This is a genomic window from Amphritea balenae (genome assembly GCF_003858655.1).
Lineage (GTDB): Bacteria > Pseudomonadota > Gammaproteobacteria > Pseudomonadales > Balneatricaceae > Amphritea > Amphritea balenae.
The window spans coordinates 15474-34822 of record NZ_RQXV01000014.1 but is presented as its reverse complement, the minus strand read 5'-3'; the positions used below and the strand labels follow the sequence as shown (position 1 = coordinate 34822).

General features: G+C 45.9%; 17 protein-coding genes and 4 tRNA genes. 17 read left to right on the top strand and 4 right to left on the bottom strand.

Annotated features, from left to right (window positions below):
- Positions 1 to 10 precede the first annotated feature (10 nt).
- Positions 11 to 937, top strand: coding sequence for a DMT family transporter (locus EHS89_RS19090; RefSeq protein ID WP_124927770.1), 927 nt, complete (start codon positions 11 to 13; stop codon positions 935 to 937).
- A gap of 117 nt (positions 938 to 1054) precedes the next feature.
- On the opposite strand, the gene folD is transcribed toward EHS89_RS19090, so the two are convergent.
- Positions 1055 to 1906 (bottom strand): bifunctional methylenetetrahydrofolate dehydrogenase/methenyltetrahydrofolate cyclohydrolase FolD, encoded by an 852-nt coding sequence (folD, locus tag EHS89_RS19085; RefSeq protein ID WP_124927769.1) that lies wholly within the window; start codon positions 1904 to 1906, stop codon positions 1055 to 1057.
- Between the two features lie 954 nt (positions 1907 to 2860).
- Between folD and EHS89_RS19080 the strand changes: the two genes are divergently transcribed.
- The 9 genes from EHS89_RS19080 (at position 2861) to EHS89_RS19040 (ending at position 10925) form a co-directional block, all read left to right on the top strand.
- A tRNA-Arg gene (locus EHS89_RS19080) sits at positions 2861 to 2936 on the top strand.
- Between the two features lie 33 nt (positions 2937 to 2969).
- Positions 2970 to 3045, top strand: a tRNA-His gene (locus EHS89_RS19075).
- Positions 3046 to 3158: 113 nt separating this feature from the next.
- Positions 3159 to 3243 (top strand) — tRNA-Leu (locus tag EHS89_RS19070).
- Between the two features lie 33 nt (positions 3244 to 3276).
- A tRNA-His gene (locus tag EHS89_RS19065) sits at positions 3277 to 3352 on the top strand.
- A gap of 245 nt (positions 3353 to 3597) precedes the next feature.
- A complete protein-coding gene (gene tig / locus EHS89_RS19060; RefSeq protein WP_124927768.1) occupies positions 3598 to 4932 on the top strand; it encodes a trigger factor in 1335 nt (444 codons plus the stop codon).
- A gap of 116 nt (positions 4933 to 5048) precedes the next feature.
- A complete protein-coding gene (gene clpP, locus EHS89_RS19055; RefSeq protein ID WP_124927767.1) occupies positions 5049 to 5669 on the top strand; it encodes an ATP-dependent Clp endopeptidase proteolytic subunit ClpP in 621 nt (206 codons plus the stop codon).
- Between the two features lie 127 nt (positions 5670 to 5796).
- Entirely contained in the window at positions 5797 to 7092 is a 1296-nt protein-coding gene (gene clpX / locus EHS89_RS19050; RefSeq protein ID WP_124927766.1) for an ATP-dependent Clp protease ATP-binding subunit ClpX, read from the top strand.
- 166 nt (positions 7093 to 7258) lie between these two features.
- The gene (locus EHS89_RS19045; RefSeq protein WP_124927765.1) at positions 7259 to 7981 is read left to right on the top strand and encodes a YebC/PmpR family DNA-binding transcriptional regulator; all 723 of its coding nucleotides are present in this window, start codon (positions 7259 to 7261) and stop codon (positions 7979 to 7981) included.
- Positions 7982 to 8210: 229 nt separating this feature from the next.
- Entirely contained in the window at positions 8211 to 10925 is a 2715-nt protein-coding gene (locus EHS89_RS19040) for a S8 family peptidase (protein WP_124927764.1), read from the top strand.
- A 255-nt stretch (positions 10926 to 11180) separates the two neighbouring features.
- Here EHS89_RS19040 and EHS89_RS19035 read toward each other — a convergent pair whose 3' ends face one another.
- Positions 11181 to 11792 carry a LysE family translocator gene (locus tag EHS89_RS19035; RefSeq protein WP_124927763.1) on the bottom strand — a complete coding sequence of 204 codons (612 nt, stop codon included), beginning with the start codon at positions 11790 to 11792 and terminating at the stop codon, positions 11181 to 11183.
- A gap of 255 nt (positions 11793 to 12047) precedes the next feature.
- Between EHS89_RS19035 and EHS89_RS19030 the strand changes: the two genes are divergently transcribed.
- From EHS89_RS19030 to EHS89_RS19010, 5 genes are all read left to right on the top strand, one after another.
- Positions 12048 to 12797, top strand: coding sequence for a phosphate/phosphite/phosphonate ABC transporter substrate-binding protein (locus tag EHS89_RS19030; protein WP_124927762.1), 750 nt, complete (start codon positions 12048 to 12050; stop codon positions 12795 to 12797).
- A gap of 175 nt (positions 12798 to 12972) precedes the next feature.
- Positions 12973 to 13581, top strand: coding sequence for a cytochrome c oxidase subunit 3 family protein (locus EHS89_RS19025; RefSeq protein ID WP_211340373.1), 609 nt, complete (start codon positions 12973 to 12975; stop codon positions 13579 to 13581).
- Between the two features lie 26 nt (positions 13582 to 13607).
- The gene (locus tag EHS89_RS19020; protein WP_124927761.1) at positions 13608 to 13892 is read left to right on the top strand and encodes a cytochrome C oxidase subunit IV family protein; all 285 of its coding nucleotides are present in this window, start codon (positions 13608 to 13610) and stop codon (positions 13890 to 13892) included.
- Positions 13893 to 13972: 80 nt separating this feature from the next.
- Positions 13973 to 14413, top strand: a complete 441-nt coding sequence (locus EHS89_RS19015; RefSeq protein WP_124927760.1) for an SRPBCC family protein — start codon at positions 13973 to 13975, stop codon at positions 14411 to 14413.
- A 26-nt stretch (positions 14414 to 14439) separates the two neighbouring features.
- Positions 14440 to 14631: a CPXCG motif-containing cysteine-rich protein gene (locus tag EHS89_RS19010; protein WP_124927759.1), complete on the top strand. Its 192-nt coding sequence runs from the start codon at positions 14440 to 14442 to the stop codon at positions 14629 to 14631.
- Between the two features lie 51 nt (positions 14632 to 14682).
- Here the strand turns inward: EHS89_RS19010 and EHS89_RS19005 are convergent, their stop codons facing one another.
- Entirely contained in the window at positions 14683 to 15786 is a 1104-nt protein-coding gene (locus EHS89_RS19005) for a phosphoribosylaminoimidazolesuccinocarboxamide synthase (RefSeq protein ID WP_124927758.1), read from the bottom strand.
- A 287-nt stretch (positions 15787 to 16073) separates the two neighbouring features.
- Between EHS89_RS19005 and EHS89_RS19000 the strand changes: the two genes are divergently transcribed.
- Positions 16074 to 16826 (top strand): SDR family oxidoreductase, encoded by a 753-nt coding sequence (locus tag EHS89_RS19000; RefSeq protein WP_124927757.1) that lies wholly within the window; start codon positions 16074 to 16076, stop codon positions 16824 to 16826.
- 155 nt (positions 16827 to 16981) lie between these two features.
- The gene (locus EHS89_RS18995) at positions 16982 to 18397 is read left to right on the top strand and encodes an MFS transporter (protein ID WP_124927756.1); all 1416 of its coding nucleotides are present in this window, start codon (positions 16982 to 16984) and stop codon (positions 18395 to 18397) included.
- Positions 18398 to 18414: 17 nt separating this feature from the next.
- Here EHS89_RS18995 and ppsR read toward each other — a convergent pair whose 3' ends face one another.
- Positions 18415 to 19236 carry a posphoenolpyruvate synthetase regulatory kinase/phosphorylase PpsR gene (gene ppsR, locus EHS89_RS18990; protein WP_124927755.1) on the bottom strand — a complete coding sequence of 274 codons (822 nt, stop codon included), beginning with the start codon at positions 19234 to 19236 and terminating at the stop codon, positions 18415 to 18417.
- Positions 19237 to 19349: the final 113 nt, after the last annotated feature.

Sequence of the window (19349 nt, the reverse complement as noted above, 5' to 3'; positions counted from 1 at the left end):
GAATAGGGACATGACTCAGAGTGTTTTGCATCGTTACATTATCCCGGCGCTGTTTATCTTGCTCTGGAGTAGTGCATTTATCTCATCTAAATACAGTGTTGATCACGCTCCGCCGCTTGCGATTCTGGCAGTGCGTATGTCTATTGTGGTGGTGCTATTGGGTGGCTGGTTATGGTGGCGCCATGGTACTGGATTGTTCAGATCTGCGACGGCTATACATTGGTGTTCGCAGGCAGTCGTGGGTTTGTTAATTCATTGCTGTTACCTGGGGGGCGTTTTTATAGCGATAGAGAAGGGGATGGATGTTGGTATAGCCGCATTGATTGTAGGTTTGCAGCCTATTCTGACGGCCTGGTTAGCCGCCTGGCTATTTAAGGAACAGCTGACACTGTTTTCAGTTACCGGTTTATTGCTTGGTATGGTGGGCTTATATGTTGTGATTGAAAGCCGATTTGGTCTGGCCGGGGTGTCTGAAATGAGCTCAGCTTCGATAATCGCCATAGTCATGTCTCTGGTAGCTATATCAATAGCAACCTTGTTACAAAAAAGAGTAGGCCAAACTGGACTGATGCTGTTTAACACCTGGCTGCAATATCTGTTTGCTGCGACGGGTTTTCTGATAGTCAGTTTATCGACTGAGCAATGGGTTTTTAACTGGAATGCTGAATTGGTGCTGTCGTTAAGCTGGATGGTGCTGGCTATATCACTGGGTGCTATTCCTTTATTGATGCTGATGATTCGCGCAGGAGAGGCGACGCGGGTGTCCAGTATCTTTTATCTGGTCACGCCGGTGACGGCCTTGCTGGCATATCTGTTCTTTGGTGAGCAACTTTCTTTGAATGCCTGGCTGGGAATGGCCTTGGTTGTCATTGGTGTAGCACTGGTGGTGACGCCTAAGCAGTATTTTTACCGGTTAAGTATCAAGCGGGCGGGTTAATGCTGAACTGTATTAAAGTCTTCCGTAGTTAAAAACAGCATTAAAAAAGGCCTTTAACGGACTCCTGTGTGTGGAGGGTTAAAGGCCTTTTCACTGTTGCGGGTGTTGTTAGCCTGATCAGCTGTTATTGTTGGCCGCTTCCAGTGTGTTTTCCATCAGGGTTGCCACGGTCATAGGACCTACGCCACCGGGCACCGGTGTTATCCATCCGGCACGTTCAGAAGCGATGTCATAATCAACATCACCCACTAAACGACCATCTTCCAGTCGGTTAATGCCGACATCGATAACTATTGCACCGGGCTTAATCCATTCACCTTTAACCAGCCCTGGCTTACCAACACCGACGACAACGATATCTGCACGTTGAACGTGGCCTGCAAGGTCTTTAGTAAAACGGTGAGTGGTAGTGGTTGTGCAACCTGCTAAAAGAAGCTCCAGTGTCATTGGACGACCAACAATGTTGGACGCGCCGACGATAACCGCATCTTTACCGCGAATCGCTTCACCGGTAGATTCCAGCAGCGTCATAACACCTTTAGGGGTGCATGGACGAAGGGCAGGCAGGCGTTGTGCCAGACGACCCAGGTTAAACGGGTGAAAACCATCAACATCCTTATCAGGACGGATGCGTTCAAGAATCTCATTCGCATCCAGATGTTCTGGCAGCGGAAGCTGTACCAGAATACCATCGATTTTTGCATCAGCGTTCAGTTCATCAACCAGATCCAGTAACTGTTGCTGAGGGGTTTCAGCCGGAAGATCATAGGATACTGATTCAATACCTACCTCTTTGCAGGCATTTTTCTTATTTCTAACGTAAACCTGGGAGGCTGCATCGAAGCCTACCAGTACTACAGCCAGACATGGTGCACGTTTTCCCGCATCTAAGCGGTTCTGTACACCGGCTGCAACCTGTTCGCGAACATTTCGGGCAATCTGTTTGCCGTCTATTATCTGAGCGCTCATCTTTCGATTGTATTCCTCAGTCATTTTTTTGTGGCGCGAATTGTCTCATGGTTGTCGTTTTCGGCCAAGGGGAAGCCTTTATATTTAGTCTGGATTTTCATTGCGGATACAGTGGAGCATAAATATGGCCGCTATAAAGGGAAATATTAGGACAAGGGAGGGCGTTGAAGTATGTCTGGGGGAGTTGTTATTCAGATGTCTAATAAACTATCTGTATAGCCTTTGGCTTTTTTTTGTAGAAGTATCTCCTGAAACTGTCATTGTCTAAGCGAGCTTAAGATGTATGAAGGTTGCTCACTAATTGTAACTTCTATTCAGATAACACTTTTACGTTTGCTGATGAGTTCATTGGTACCATTGGGGTACTGGCCTTTGTCGATATAACTTGTGATAAGGAAGCTACGAAAATAAGTGCCAGGCTTTTCTATGCGAGAGAGGCAGGTCAGCGGAATGTTGAGTTCTGTCTAAGTAGATTGATAAATCAGAGTGGCGACTTAATAAACTGACCCCGGGGTATTCAGGACAGGTTCGAAGGCTTACTAAGCTAAGGAAGGTGCGAACAAGTCCCTTACGCCTCTGGCATTCAGAGAGATTGAAGATCAAGGCAACAATTACAGACATACTGGTTGTACGTCGAAAATTGTTAACAGCGAGATTCAGTCTCTCTGAAAGCCCCGAAGGGTGGGATCTAAAACGGCCTCCTGCTTTGTTAGACAGTTTGAAAAGGTCCAGACATTTCACTGCACTGTCTTTCGCGCATTAGACCGTTCTAGAGCCCACAGAGAAAACAATGGACTTATTCGCACCTTCCTAGCCTAAGTAGTTTATTTTCTTAAAAATTAAAAAAGGGTGTTGACTGAATCTGAAGCGATATATATTATGCGCTCCACCTTGAGAGAGGGGCAGGAAACTTCTGAAGTGTTCAGCCATTCAATCTAGGTCGGGCAGTATCAGGCGCCCGTAGCTCAATGGATAGAGCACTCGCCTTCTAAGCGAGCGGTTGCAGGTTCGACCCCTGCCGGGCGCGCCAGCAACTGGTCTGATGCAAGTTTGTATTGTAATGGTGGGCGTAGCTCAGTTGGTAGAGCCCCGGATTGTGATTCCGGTGGTCGTGGGTTCAAGCCCCATCGTCCACCCCAATACAAAAAGTGTTTAGCGGACACTAAAAAATGTAATAAATACTGGACCTTAATTCAGGACTCATTTACAATCCCGCTCGGTTCGTAATACCGTAAAAATTACAAAGTGTTATGCGAGTGTGGCGGAATTGGTAGACGCGCTGGTTTTAGGTACCAGTATCTTACGGTGTGGGAGTTCGAGTCTCCCCACTCGCACCATTAACACTTCTTCTTTCTTCGGAAAGCGCTGTGGTGGGCGTAGCTCAGTTGGTAGAGCTCCGGATTGTGATTCCGGCGGTCGTGGGTTCAAACCCCATCGTCCACCCCAATTTATCCCCTTGTTTTACTCCTGTTTGTTCTCATTTTTGCTTTCTTTTTTAATCTATTTGTCCAGTATGGCTTAAGTCTTCTGTATCCGTTGATATTCAACGCTTTTCACTTGACTAATAGGCACGGTTCCCGGACAATTTCCGCCTTTAGAAATTCTGGTATCGGTTGTTAAGACCCGCAGGGTAGGACAGTCGATCAATAATTCAGATTTGTAACGATACAAATAAATTTGTGAGGAATTCCATGCAAGTATCCGTAGAAACCACTACAGGTCTTGAGCGTCAAATGACAGTTGTTGTACCAGCTGAGCGTGTTGACAGTGATGTAGCTAAGCGTGTTCAACAAACTGCCCGCACTGCACGTCTGGACGGTTTCCGTCCTGGTAAAGTGCCTGTTAAAGTGGTTAAGAAGCGCTACGGTCAGGGTATCCGTCAGGAAGTTGTAGGTGAAGTAATTCAGCAGAGCTTCTACGAAGCAGTGCAGCAGGAAAACCTGACGCCAGCTGGTGGCCCGAACGTTGAATTCAACAACGATAAAGAAGGTGAAGATTTCTCTTACACTGCAACTTTTGAAGTGTATCCGGAAATCGCACTGGCTGATTTCTCCAGCGTTGAGATCGAAAAGAGCTCCGCTGAAGTAAAAGATGCTGATCTTGATCAGATGATTGAAACTCTGCAGAAGCAGCAGGCTTCGTTTGAAGATGCAGATAAAGCTGCTGCTGAAGGCGATCAGCTGAACATTGATTTTGAAGGTTTCATCGACGGTGAAGCATTCGACGGCGGTACTGCGACAGGTATGGATCTGGTATTAGGTTCTAACACCATGATTCCAGGTTTTGAAACTGCTTTAGATGGTGCAAAAGCGGGTGACGAGAAAGAGATCAACGTTACTTTCCCTGAGGAATACCACGCTGAAAACCTGAAAGGTAAAGATGCAAAGTTCAACGTTAAAGTGAACAAAGTATCTCAGCAGATTCTGCCAGAACTGAATGAAGAGTTTTTCTCTAAGTTCGGTATTGAAGAAGATAATGTTGATAGCTTCAAAGTTGAAGTGCGTAAAAACATGGAGCGTGAGCTTACTCAGGCGCTGAAAGCTAAGCTGAAAGAAGCAACTTTCGGTCAGCTGGTTGAGGTTAACGCGATTGAAGTACCAGCAGCTCTGATCGATGGTGAAATTGATCAGCTGCGCAAGCAGGCAATTCAGCAGTTCGGTGGTCCGGATGCGAACATCGATCCAAACATGCTGCCTAAAGAGATGTTTGAAGCTCAGGCTGTGAAGCGTGTTCAGGTTGGTCTGCTGGTTGCAGAAGTGGTTAAGGCTAACGAACTGAAAGTAGACGAAGATCGCGTTCGTACCACAGTTGAAGATCTGGCCTCTACTTACCAGGAGCCAAAGCAGGTAATTGACTGGTACTACAGCAACCAGGAAATGCTGAGCCAGATCCAGAATCTTGTTCTGGAAGATCAGGTACTGGATCTGCTGCTGGATTCTGCTAAGGTAAGCGAAGTTGAAGTAAGCTACGAAGACGCAATCAAGCCTGCAGCTCCTGCTGCCGAAGAAGCTGAAGAAGAGGCTTAATAGCCCCTTTTAATCTTGCGTTTATAGAGAACGGCTGTCGGCTTTGGTCGGCCGCCGTTTTTGTTTGTCAGGACCTGTATTGTTAAAGCGTTTCTAAGGACTTAGGAGAGAATTCAATGTCGGATTTTTATAATGGCCCTACTGTAATTACAAGTAATGGTCTGGTACCCATGGTTGTTGAACAGACAGCCCGTGGTGAGCGTTCATACGACATCTACTCCCGATTGCTCAAAGAGCGGGTGATCTTTATGGTAGGCCAGGTCGAAGACCACATGGCTAACCTGGTTGTTGCGCAGTTGCTGTTTCTGGAGTCAGAGAATCCGGATAAAGATATTCACCTGTATATCAACTCACCGGGTGGATCTGTTACTGCCGGTCTTTCTATTTATGACACCATGCAGTTTATAAAGCCAGATGTCAGCACTATGTGTATTGGCCAGGCTGCCAGCATGGGTGCGCTGTTATTGTCTGGTGGTGCTGCAGGTAAGCGTTACTGTCTGCCTCATTCGCGGATGATGATCCATCAGCCGTTAGGTGGCTACCAGGGTCAGGCGACTGATATTGAGATTCATACTCAGGAAATTCTCACTATCCGTGAAAAATTAAACCGTATTCTGGCGAATCATTGTGGCCAGGATATGGACACTATCGCACAAGATACTGACCGGGATAATTTTATGTCTCCTGAGCAGGCGGTAGAGTATGGCCTGATCGATCAGGTTATGGCGAGCCGTTAAGGTTGTCGCCTATCTGCGCTTGAAGTTTCAATTAAAGCGCGGCACATTATCCGCTATACTTTTATTTCAGCGGTAAAGAAAAATAAGGTCTTTGCTTGATAGAGCAAAGACAGACAGAGGTAGTTGAATGTCCGATGATATCAACGGCAAAGAGGGTGGCGAAGACAGCAAGCTGCTGTATTGCTCTTTCTGTGGTAAAAGCCAGGACGAAGTTAAAAAGCTGATAGCGGGTCCGTCTGTCTTTATCTGTGATGAGTGTGTTGATCTGTGTAACGACATCATCAAAGAAGAGATTCAGGAAGCCGAAGAAACCCAGGAAGAGGGTGATCAGCTACCGACTCCGGCCGAAATTAAGCATAACCTTGATGAGTACGTTATTGGTCAGGAACGGGCCAAGAAAGTGCTGTCTGTTGCGGTTTATAACCATTACAAACGTCTGCGTTTTCAGCAGGCTGCTGGCAATGAAGGCGTTGAGCTGGGTAAAAGTAATATCCTGCTGATCGGCCCTACCGGTAGTGGTAAAACGCTATTGGCTCAGACGCTGGCGCGGATGCTGAATGTACCTTTCACTATCGCCGATGCAACTACGCTGACTGAAGCGGGTTATGTAGGTGAAGATGTAGAGAACATTATTCAGAAGCTGTTGCAGAAATGCGATTATGATGTCGAAAAGGCTCAGCTGGGTATTGTCTACATCGATGAGATCGATAAGATTTCACGTAAGTCTGATAACCCATCTATCACCCGCGATGTATCCGGTGAAGGTGTTCAGCAGGCGTTGCTAAAACTGATTGAAGGTACAGTTGCTTCGGTACCGCCACAAGGTGGTCGTAAGCATCCTCAGCAGGAGTTCCTGCAGGTTGATACCTCCAACATTCTGTTTATCTGTGGTGGTGCGTTTGCCGGTCTGGATCAGGTGATCAAGAACCGTAGCGAAAAGAGCTCAATCGGCTTCAGTGCTGCTGTAAGCAGTAAGGAAGACGCTAAAACCGTGACTGATACGCTGTCCGAGCTGGAAGCTGAAGATCTGGTAAAATATGGTCTTATTCCTGAGTTTGTGGGTCGTCTGCCGATGATCGCAACACTGGGTGAGTTGGATGAAGAAGCGTTGATCCAGATTCTGACCGAGCCTAAGAACTCACTGACCAAACAGTACAGTGCATTGTTTGAAATGGAAGGTGCTGAGCTGGACTTCCGTGATGATGCATTGAATGCAATTGCTGCTAAAGCTCTGGCCCGTAAAACCGGTGCCCGTGGTCTGCGTTCTATTCTGGAAGAAAACCTCTTGGATATCATGTACAGCCTGCCTTCAACGGAAGGGGTGAGTAAGGTGGTTATCGATGAAGGTGTGATCGAAGGTGAGTCTGATCCAATTCTGATGTATGAGAATCTGGAAGCGCCTAAAGCGGCTGCTGAAGACTAACTCCTGATACTTTAAAAACGCGCACATAGCGCGTTTTTTTGTATCAGTATCATTGAATTCCAGCTTAAATGCTAAAAAATTAACTAAAGGGTCAGTCGTGCTAGTGCTATAGGCGTTGTGCTATTAGAATTATTCACTGATTCAATTGTCTGAAAGAGATTTTCAAATGGGAAGAGGTTTTGAGGTACGTAAGGCTTCCATGGCTAAAACACAGGGAGCTAAATCCAAACTGTATGCTAAGTATGGTAAAGAGATCTATGTTGTAGCTAAAAATGGTAGCCCTGATCCTGATGCTAACCTGTCACTGCGTCGTTTGATCGATAAAGCAAAAAAAGATCAGGTTCCTGCGCATGTTATCGATAAAGCGATCGATAAGGCTGCAGGCGGCGGCGGTGAAGATTTTGTTCCTGTGCGTTATGAAGGTTTCGGTCCGGGTGGATGTATGGTGATTGTTGACTGCCTGACAGACAACAACAATCGTACTTTCGGTGATGTGCGGGTAGCCTTCAATAAAGGTAAAGCCAAGCTGGGTGGTCAGGGTGCGGTTGCGCATATGTTTGATCATCGTGCAATATTCGTATTTGAACACAGCGATGAAGATGAAATTCTCGAAGCCTTGATGGAAGCGGATGTTGATGTTGCTGATATTGAGAATGAGGATGGCAAGATCACTGTTTATGCCCCTCATACAGAGTTCTTCAAGGCGAAGACCGCGCTGCATGAAGCTTATCCTGACATGACTATCGAGGTTGAAGAGATAGCGTTTGTACCACAGACAATGGTAGAGCTGAGTGGTGAAGATGTTGAGCAGTTTGAGAAGTTTATCGAAATGATGAACGACGTAGAAGACGTTCAGGATATTTACCACAACGCTGAAATTGCCGATTGATGGTATAGTCAGTTTAAATCTTAAAAAGCCCGGCTATTAGCCGGGCTTTTTTGTTTATCATTAAAAAGCTTGTAATAGAAAACAGATTTATGCGATACCGGTCTGTTTTTTGTTATTTATCAGTGTGTTTTTGACTTTATGGCTTTATTATAAAGCCTAAATAGACCCATGGATTGGGGCTGAACTTATTTGCTAACCAAGCCAGAAAGCAAAGCAAGGATGCTTATATATGTTGATAAAAAGATCAGCACTGACTTTTGTTGTCAGTTGCTCGCTGTTAACTTCCTCACCTTTTCCTTTATTGCAGGCTGCGAGTGCCGCCTCTCTCCCCTCCGAAGTGACCACTGTTGATGATTATATTGTCGCTCTTGAAGAGGCTGCTCAATTAGAAAGCTATGAGTCTCGTCTTACCCAGCAAGAGTTAGAATCGATATTGCAGGCAGCGCAAGGTGACGGGCAGACATTGGTGCCTGTTGTGCAGGAGGTATTGTCATATCACCCGGACAAGGGGTTAAGTGTTTATATCGATACAGTCGGTCTAGTAACGCCCGGTCAGAGTCGTATTATTGCCCGGCAGGTTATCTCTTCGGCGGTAGCTCAAGGGGCAAGTATCCAGGAAATTCGTACAGCTGCAGCGTTTAATGATTCAGAGTATCTGACAACGCCACCAACTAAAGCGCGTGCACTGTTGTGGCTTGGTGGAGGTCTGGCGGTAGCTGCTGCACTGGGAGGCGGTGGTGGATCAGATAAAAAAACTAAAGACACACTCAATCCGTATGAAGAGGAATTGCCGGCCCGTTTCGAATCAGATGATGAATATACCTTTACGGGAGGCTACGGTATTTCTAAAGGGCAGGTTGCACATCAAAGAGGCTTTACTGGAAAAGATGTTGTTATCGCTGTAGTAGATACAGGTATTTATAAAAATCATGAGCAGTTTGCAAATGATCAGTTTTTGTCCAGTTATGATGCATATCATTCACTTGAAGGGGGGACGGTCGCTAATGATAGCGGCGCACACGGCACTCATGTTGCAGGTATTATTGCTGCGCAAAAAGATGATTATAGAGGAATTGGTTATGCGCCTGATTCGAAGTTGGTCAATATTAAAGTTACCGATGAAGACGGTATTTTTCCGGATTTTTCAGTAGCTGACGTTTTCCCCGATACCGCTCTGGCTCGTGGCTATAACTATGCTGTTACTAGCGGCAGTCAGATAATAAACAATAGCTGGGGAGCTGCCACAGCGACGACAGGTAATGTGACTGCTGTCGAGTTTAAAAGCACTTTACCTCAATTTGATGTGGCCCTTAAAGAGGCCGATAGTGCCAATATAATCAGTGTTTGGTCAACCGGTAATAGTGGTGAGGATTATGCTCAACCAAGCTTGTATGCAGCGTTACCAGAATTCTTTCCTGAACTGGAAGACACCTGGTTGGCTGTCACCAGTCTTGACCCTGAAGGGAGTTTATCTTCATATGCCCAGCCTTGCGGTAGATCAGAGCAATGGTGTATAGCCGCACCAGGTGATTATATTATTTCGGGTCTTCCGGATGCTACAAATTCAGGGGAACGTGATACATATGGTGCCTACCTGGGTACATCGATGGCAGCGCCTGCGGTATCGGGTTCGCTAGCGTTGCTGTTTGAAGCTTTTCCTACTATGAGTCCGCAGCAGTTACGTCAGAAATTATTAGATACGGCCGATAAGTCGGGTATCTACGCTGATCAGAATAAGTATGGTAATGGTGCGCTGGATCTTGATGCTGCTACTCAGCCGGTAGGTAATACATCGCTGGTGTTGCCGGGTGAGAATATTGAGCTGAGTAGCTCTGTGTTTACACCGGGGGCTGTGTTGGGCGCTAACAACTCTTTTTCAAAGATCGATGTGATGGTGGCTGATCAATATAATGCGGGTTATCGGATCAATCTTGGTAGTTTAGTTAACTCCCCGTCTACTGATTACGACTTTGACAGAGCAGTGGAGCGGCAACGAATTTCTAAAAGCTTTGAACGTTTGGCTCTTCATAATGGGTTGGCGTTAGAAGTTGTTCGTTCTGATACCTTAATTGAGGACAACATATATCAGCTGATGGTACAGGTAACGGATAACGAACAAATTTTTTCAGCTGGGTTTAGTCACTCGCCTGAATATTTTCCAGGTTTTGTTAGCGCAACGGATATTGCCTATGAGCCAATCAAGGAGGTGCTGAGTAATCCTTATGTACAGATGGGGTCTGATAACATAGGTTCAGGTAAAAATACTGTAGCAGGTTTCTCATTATCTCAAAGTATTAATGAGACGTCAGATATCGTTGTCGGAGCCATGAACTCAGATGATTTCAATGCCACAGTCATTTCATTTGAGTCCAGGCCTCTACCTGCATTTAGTTGGCGCGCTCAGGTTGGCCAGTTAATGGAGTCACAGCGCTTTTTAGGCAGTGAGGGGCAGGGGGCATTTGCTAACCGAAAAGTAGCAAAAACAACGTTGATTGGGTTGCAGGCGGATGTAAGGTTATCTCCTGAAACAGTTCTTTTTTCATCTTTTTACACCGGATTGACCGGCGTTGGTAGTATAAATAGTCCTTTATTTACACAAACTCAAAATTGGCTTTCAAGTAGTTATGCTCTCGGCGGGCTTACCAATAATTTGTTTACCAAAGGTGATGTGTTTGGAATGCTCCTGCAGCAGCCTTTGGCGCTGACAAAGGCGCCGGTGACATTGACCTTATCTGATGGCTACCGGGGAAATCAGTTTGCTCTATCTGAGACGGAGATCGATCTGGCCCCGCAAGAGCGTCAAACTGATTATCGGGTATTTTATGATGCCAGCATCACAGGTTTAGATAGTGCCAGGTTCTCGCTAACTCACATTGAGAATCTGAATCATGTAGCGGGTCATGATGATAATGTTTTTTTGGTGACCATCGATAAGTTGTTTTAAGGCTGTTGGCTATAGTCATTAAAGTGATTGTTATGATGCTAAATGCTTTGAATGATATTCCAGGGGTACTGATTAGTGTACTAACTAGTACCTTTGGAGCTTGAAATGAGGATGGTACTGTTTTAATGACTAGTTTGTTGATGAGAGATTTGCTGTTTATTTCACATTGGTATGTAACTATCTAGGGCGTAATTAGTTAGATAACAACTGCTTAGAGAGTAACGGCCTGGAGATTAGTGTCTGGAGGGTAGTTATCTAGAGAGTAACTACCCGGGCTGCAAGGGCAATAAGAATACCGCCTGTTATCCGGTTAACCAGTGCACTTTTGTTTTGTAATGTTTTCAGTATAGGGCCGTGGGATAGCAGTAGTGCAACTATGCTGTACCAGATACCATCGACCAGTGCCGCGGTGGCAGTCATAATCAACTGATCAGTCATCGTAGCATCGGGGCTGACGAACTGGGAAAACAGTGCGATAAAAAACACAGCTAGTTTGGGATTAAGCAGCGAAATCATGGCGCCTTCAGTGCCCGCTGTCCAGAGGGATACGTTTTCACTTTTATCGATAGTGAGCGTGCCAGCCCGGCCGGCTCTAATTGCTTTGACGCCTATCCAGGCAAGATAGCCTGCTCCCAGCCAGGTGATCAGCTTAAAAGCCAGTTCTGACTCGGCCACCAGAATTGCCAGACCTGAAATAGTAGCAAATGCCCATAGACCTACGCCTGCCGCATGAAACCAGCTGGCAGCCAGCCCGTGACTTCGACTGTTGCCAACCGTTTGTTTAAGAACCACGGCCAGGCTGGGGCCGGGTGACATAGCGCCCAGGCAGCAGATTGCTAAAAGTGAAAACCAGGCAGCTAGTGTCATTGATAATTTCCTTAAAGAACATGTTATTGCCGGACAGAGCAAAAGATAATGATAAATAAAGAGGGTTGCTGAACACAAGGGTTCTGACAGTCTTTGAGACAGGTGTTTTTTTGAGCAACCTGAAACTGCTTTAGACTAATCAATAGTAATCTGGTTAAAAGTAGTTTGGTTAATAGCAGTTTGATCGATATCAATTTGGTCTGATGCTATCTGTCTTAACATGTATCTTATATGTATTAATAACGAAGCACTGTTATGATCCGGAAATATAATACTTGCTTAATAGCATCGATTACGACGTTGCTACTGATAACATCGCCTGTTTATGCCGAGCCACTATCCCTGCATATAGATGTAGCGGAAGGGGGGCGACTAAGTGACAAAAATATAACAGCACTGGAATCATTTCTTGAACCTGAAGGCTGTGATATCAGAGTTGTCAGAGGTCAGTCAGGCACTGATCTTAAGTTTATTGTGGCGCCAGCAGACAAAGAGCTTGTTTCGGCCTATGAGTCTTTGGCACAGCCAAGAACATGGCAGGGCCAGGCTTTAACAAGTTCACTATTGGTAAAGAAAAGTACTGCAATCTCATCGCTGGAGGCTCTTCAAGGTCAGCGTATCGCTTTTGTAAGTGATGATGCCTATCTCGGGCGTAAGCTAGCCGAGGCCGCATTAAATAAATCAGGCGTTAAAGTTGCCAGTGATGATATCTATATTACCGGTGGCTATCAGGGCTCAATGACAATGTTGCTGCATGGCGATGTATTTGCAGCTGCAATAGCAGGGCCGTTGGCTAAACGCTGGGTAAAAGCCAATGATCTGAGCATCATTTATACCAGTGCGGATCAGGCCATAGGCGGACTATGGATTAAAAAAAACTTACCCTCTGAAGTAAAACGTCAATGCCGTAGTGCATTCTCTAAAGTGCAGCGTGAATCCCGGCGGGATGCAAAGATGCGTCTGTTTCCTCTCTGGCTCGAAGGCTTTTTAACCCCCGATAGCTGATTTTATTGATCAACTTATGCAGCTGTGCCTATTCAGTTTTTTTTAGTTGTGCCTGTGTAAATGTTGGGCTTCTGGTTAATCTTTATTCATTGCCTGACAAGTAGGTAAGTAGAATTTTTAACGCGGTTACATAAGCAGCATTGATCCCTGTGGTCAGTATTGCCAAGAGGTTTACGTGAGCATAGCCACAACTTTTTTTAATACCACTGTGGGCGAATACCCACCGAAAGCTGACCGCATTCCTGGAAATGGAGCGGTATGGGTAGGTATTTTTGCCGAAATGACAGAATTTGCCCTGATGTTTATGGTGTATTTTCTGGCACGGGTTCACTATCAGGAAATCTTTGCTGAAGGCCCGCTAAGGCTGAATACCATGGCCGGTATGCTCAATACACTGGCAATGCTGACCAGCAGTTATTTTGTTGCCCGGGCGATGAATGCTATCCGTGCGGATCAGTTAGTTCAATGTGGCCGGTTTCTGTGGGGTGCAGTCGGCTGTGGCGTGGTTTACCTGATAATTAAGTATTGGGAGTATCGCTGGAACATTGAGCAAGGGATTGAAGTCGAAACCAATCTGTTTTTTGGCGTTTACTATTACATGACCTTTAACCACTTTCTGCATGTAGGTTGGGGGAGTGGCGCCATTATATGGGGCATATGGCGACTAAAAACCGGTGCCTATAGCGCGAAAGATCATGAAGGTCTCGAAGCGATAGCCAGCTATTGGCATATGATCGATCTGACCTGGATTGTCATGTTTCCTCTGCTTTATGTTTTCCGCTAGAAGCAATAACGTTATCGGAGCTTATTATGTTTGCTAAACCCTCGGTTCATCAGGTCTGGGTAATGCTAATGGTGATAACCATCGGCAGTGCGTTGTTAGCCGAAAGCGGCGAAACTAATGTTCTGATTACACTGTTGATCGCGTTAAGTGTCATGCTAAAGGGGCGTTTAGTGGTGGAGCGTTTAATGGAGCTACGTAATGCTAACCCTTATATACGGTTTGCGATGAACTTCTATTTTTATATGGTGCCCGCGCTTATTGTGATGGTTTATCTGATACCTGATCAGCTGGCACAGCTGACTACCTTGTAAAAAATTCAGTCAAGCAAACGCCTTTTTAATCTGTTTTACAGCTATTCTCATACTACAGATCGATGAAAGAGGTGTAGTCTGTGGCTGAAATTAATCATAAGGTCGGTATTAGCGCATCGCCTGCAGCTGTTTATGCATACCTGACAACTGACGAAGGTCTGGCTCACTGGTGGACCTGGGATGTGTCAGGAGCGGGTGCTGTTGGTTCTGTGATCGCTTTTCGTTTTCAGGGTAAAGGACCTGATTTCAAGGTAGTGGAACTGCAACCCAGTAATCTTGTGCGCTGGCAGCATACTGGTAATGTGCCGAGTGAGTGGGTTGGAACAGAGATTTCCTTCGTATTAGATGAAACTGAGAGTCAGACGTTTGTTCGCTTTAAACATTCCGGTTGGCAGGAGGCTTCAGATTTTCTGGCCCATTGCAGTACTAAGTGGGCGGTTTTCCTGTTAAGTCTTAAAGGTTCTCTGGAAACAGGCAGGGGTCATCCGTTTCCGGATGATCTGCATATTGATCACTCGTAATGCAGTACCTTTCAGAGGTTTATTCTATGCAGCCTATTGAACAAAAGTCAGCTGCTTGCCCTTATTGTGGCGAGATGATTGAGTTGGTGCTAGATCTGAGTGTGGGTGAACAAGAGTATATCGAGGATTGTCAGGTCTGCTGCAGGCCCGTCAGTGTTGCGCTGACTATTGATGAATCAGGCGTACAAGTCACTTTAAACCACGAAAATGAGGCATAAAAAAACGCTGCTTATTTAACAGCGTTTTTGTATGGGCTTGGTCAAACTTACTTAGTCGATCAGGCCGTAATCGTTACGCAGAATATCGACGATCTCTGCTTTAGGATTTTCAGACAGTACCAGCTTTTCGCCGATAATCTTTTCTGCAATTCCTACATAGGTATCGGAAACTTTCTGGATCAGTGATGCTGGCAGCTCGTTATCACGGGCCAGACCGTAGCGTTCTTCCATACGGTCTTTGTTTACCAGAATGTCAGAATCAGGGAAGTGACTCAGTAGTTCCTGGCGGAATACTTCTTTAGAGTTTTCGATAACTTTGCCTTCACGGTATGAAGCGCCATCCCAGATACGTGATGAATCAGGTGTGCCTACTTCATCCATATAGATGAGTTTCTCTGCACCTTCAGCGTCGGTTACGTAGCCGAATTCAAACTTAGTATCGACAAATACCTGATCAATCTTTTCCAGTTCGTCGCTAATTACGTCGAAGCCTTCTTTAAGCAGCTTTTCGTACAGGTCGATATCTGACTTAGAACGGAACTGGAACGCTTCGTGGTTATTAACGATATCATCACGGGTGATGTTTACGTCATCCACTTCTGGTACGCCAGGAATACCGGTCAGAATACCTTTGGTTGAAGGAGTGATCAGCAACTCTGGTAATTTCTGGTCTTTTTGGAGACCGTCCGCAATTTCAATACCGCAAAATTCACGTTCGCCCTTAGCGTATGAACGCCACATAGATCCGGTAATGTACTGACGGCAGATCGCTTCGATCATAACCGGTTTAGCTTTCTGAACAACCCATACCAGCGGGTGCGGGATATCCAGAATATGGCTGTCAGCCAGGCCATTTTCACGGAACAGTTTGAACCAGTGGTTAGAGATAGCGTTCAGTGCAGCGCCTTTGCCTGGCACTCCCTGCATTCCGCCTTCACCGGTCCAGATGCACTCGAACGCAGAGATGCGATCGCTAATGACCATAACTGCAAGTTCAGCATCTTCATGGACATTGTAGCCTTTCTCTTTGATCAGACGGCGACTATCCGACTGGGTCAGCCAATAGACTGAACGTACTTTGCCACTGTGTACCGGCAGGTCGGTACGGATCGGAAGATCGTTATTTACTGCCAAAACCTTATCTGCAAGACTCATTTGCAAACTGTCCTGTAATTCGTGAAAAGAAGGAGATTAATACACCAGAACTTTCAATGCTTGTCGGAACACGACAGGGATGAAAAAGCCTTTTTTATGCGGGTTTCTGGAAACGGGATATTACACAGATTTGTATTTTCCTGCCAGCTTTTAGCGGTTTTGCATCAGTATTGAGCGCACAGATAAACAGATCGTGGTGTCAAAACTGCTAAGCTGATATCTGAATTAACCTTTTATACTGTTGGATCAGGGCTTGGTTATTTTATAAAAGATAGAGGAGTGAAGCAGTGCTGCAGGAGAAAGTCGCCATAGTGACAGGGTCAGGTCGGGGTATTGGGGCTGCAACTGCTCGCTTATTAGTCGGGCAGGGCTATGCTGTTTGCATTAACTACCGCAGTAACCGCAAAGCGGCTGAATCCCTTAGGGATGAACTGGAGCAAAGGGGGGGCAGAGTTATCGCTGTTGAGGCCGATGTGTCTTATGAAAATCAGGTTGTTGAGCTGTTTAACCGAGTTGATCATGACCTTGGCAGGGTCTCAGCCCTGGTCAACAATGCGGGTATTTTATTACCACAAATGCGGCTTGATCAGATGGATGCGGTACGTATTAACCACCTGTTTTCGAGTAATGTAACCGGTTATTTTCTCTGTTGTCGTGAAGCTGTTAAGCGGATGTCTTCCCTGTATGGTGGTGCTGGTGGCGCCATTGTTAATGTATCTTCGGTTGCATCGCGCACCGGTTCCCCCGGAGAGTACATTGACTATGCAGCGACTAAGGGCGCGATTGACTCACTTACCCGGGGGTTATCTGTCGAAGTTGCTAACGAAGGGGTTCGCGTTAATGCTGTACGACCTGGCTTTATCGATACTCAGATGCATGCGGATGGCGGTGAGCCGAATCGGATTGAGCGATTGAGGAAGGCAATTCCAATGCAGCGTGGTGGTCGTGTTGAAGAGATTGCTGAGGCGATTGTGTGGCTGCTTTCCGATGCGGCATCTTACACTACCGGTAGTTTTATTGATCTTGCCGGTGGTAAGTAAATACATTTAATTGATGTTCTAACTCTTTGTATTTAAATATAACAATAAGCCTGTTCGTCGGTTATAGAATCTTACTAATCAGCTAATAATAAATAGTAATTAAATTTAACAGACGGCTATCGCTATACTGGATGCCTTCCTTCTGAGGTATCGCCGTGTCATCTGACCTATCAACATTTTATAGCGAAAACCCGTCTGCCCGCTGGCTGGCACTGGCCAGTATCTGTATCGCAGTTTTCCTGATTCCGCAGTCGATGTCTTCAGTCAATATAGCGCTTCCTGCTATCGCCGAAGCATTGCAGGCCGATGCGGTGTTAGTCAGCTGGATTCCTGCGGCTAACTTGTGGGGCAGTATTGTGTTAATGCTTCCTGCAGGACGAATTGCAGACATTGTCGGACGTAAATTAATTTACCTGATTGGAGTACTGGGCTTTGCCCTGGCGTCGCTGTTAGTGTTGCTGGTTGATACGGTTGAAATGCTGATAGGGGTAAGGGTATTACAGGGGCTGTTCAGTGGCTTGGTGTTTGCCACGGCGATGGCAATTGTTGCTGCAGTATTCAGTAATAATAATCGGGGCACTGCATTAGGCCTTACGGCCACCTCGGTCTATCTGGGTTTAACTTGTGGTCCGTTAGTCGGAGGCTGGCTTACAGAGCATATAAGTTGGCAGAGTGTTTTCTGGGTGCCGGTACCGCTGGCGTTAGTTTCTTTGAGCCTGGTTATGATCTTTGTCAAAAACGATCGCATCTCAAACCGTGACTCTGTTCAGAAACCACAGTCGCTAGACTGGTTGGGCTCATTGTTGTTTATGGTCTGTGTCAGCTTGTTACTGTTTGGCCTGGCGGGACTGCCTGCCTTGGTAAATCTGGCGATGCTTATTGCCGGGGTTGCACTGTTATTGTTGTTTATCTATCAGCAAAATAGGAGTGAAAAACCGCTGATTCGGTTTAAAGTATTGGCTGAAAACCGGGTGATGAATCGTTCTTTGATTGCCAGTTTCCTGATGTATTCCGGTAATTATCCTGTGCTTTTTCTCCTGAGTCTCTATTTGCAGTACCTGCAGGGCATGTCGCCTAGCGAATCGGGCCAGTTAGTATTGATTCAGGCGCTAATGATGGCGATATTGGCGCCTGTTGCAGGCCGTTTATCGGATCGCTTTCAACCGCGACTGATCGCCACGGCTGGGTGTTTATTATTCAGTAGCGGCTTTGGTTTGTTGGTCTTCCTGTCGGAAGCAACCAGTTATACTTACCTGGTGGTTGCTATGGTATTACTGGGTATAGGCTTTGGTTGTTTCTCTTCACCGAATAATAATGCCGCCTTAGGTTCAGTGCCTCAGGACAGGTTGAGTATTGCATCAGCGTTACTCAACCTGTCGCGTACCAGCGGTAATATGTTCAGTATGGCGATTATTATGCTGTTGGTTAATCTGTTTCTGGGCAGTGAACAGATACAACCGGATCAGTATCCTCAGTTAATGAGGCTGGTTCAGACCGGCTTTGTTATCGCCTTTGGTTATACATTATTAGCTGCATGGTTTTCATATAGCCGGGGTAATGTAGAGCGTTGAACTCATTAATATTAGGGTTATAGGTTAAGCCTACGTTCAAGCCCCATTTCGGCCATGATGCGGGTCGCGATCTCCTCAATTGAGAAATGTGTGGTGTTGATGCAGGGTAGCTGTTCCTGACGGTACATACGCTCAACAATACGTACTTCATCCTCGCACTGATCTAGCGAAGCATAGCGACTATTTGCCCGTCGTTCATGACGAATTGAAGCTAACTGGAAGGGATCAATCGTCAATCCATATAGTTTGTCTTTATATGGCCGTAAGGTTTCCGGCAGCTCAGCACTGTTCAGGTCACAGTCGGTAAGGGGGTAGTTTGCAGCTCGTACCCCAAACTGGAGTGCCATGTAGAGACAGGAGGGGGTTTTACCACAGCGTGAAACACCGGTGAGGATAATATCTGCCCGGTCATATTGCACTGTACGGGCGCCATCATCATTATCGATAGCAAAATTTACCGACTCAATACGATCCATATAGCGGTTTACTTCGTTGATAGCATGGGATTTACCGACGCTATATGAAGAGTGGCTGCCAAGCTCTAGTTCTAACGGCTTTAAAAAGGCGGAAAATACATCAATTTTGTAGGCAACGCAGGTTGAGATAACTTCTCGTATCGCTTCATCGACAACCGTATCAAAGAGAATAGGGCGCTGTCCGTCCTGTTCTGCAATGAGGTTAATTTTGTCGACTACTTCAACCGCTTTTTCAATGTTATCAATATAGGGCAGTGTTACTTTTTCAAAGCGTATTGAACCGAACTGGGCTAACAGGCTATTACCTAATGCCTCTGCGGTGATACCTGTACCATCAGATATGAAAAAAGCTGTACGTTTCATGATGTTATCTGTTCCTGACGTCATTAAACTGTATTCAATATTGATTATTATCAGGTTAACGCTGGGTGCTGTATAGCGGTTAGGGCTAGAAAACCGGATATTGATCAACAAAC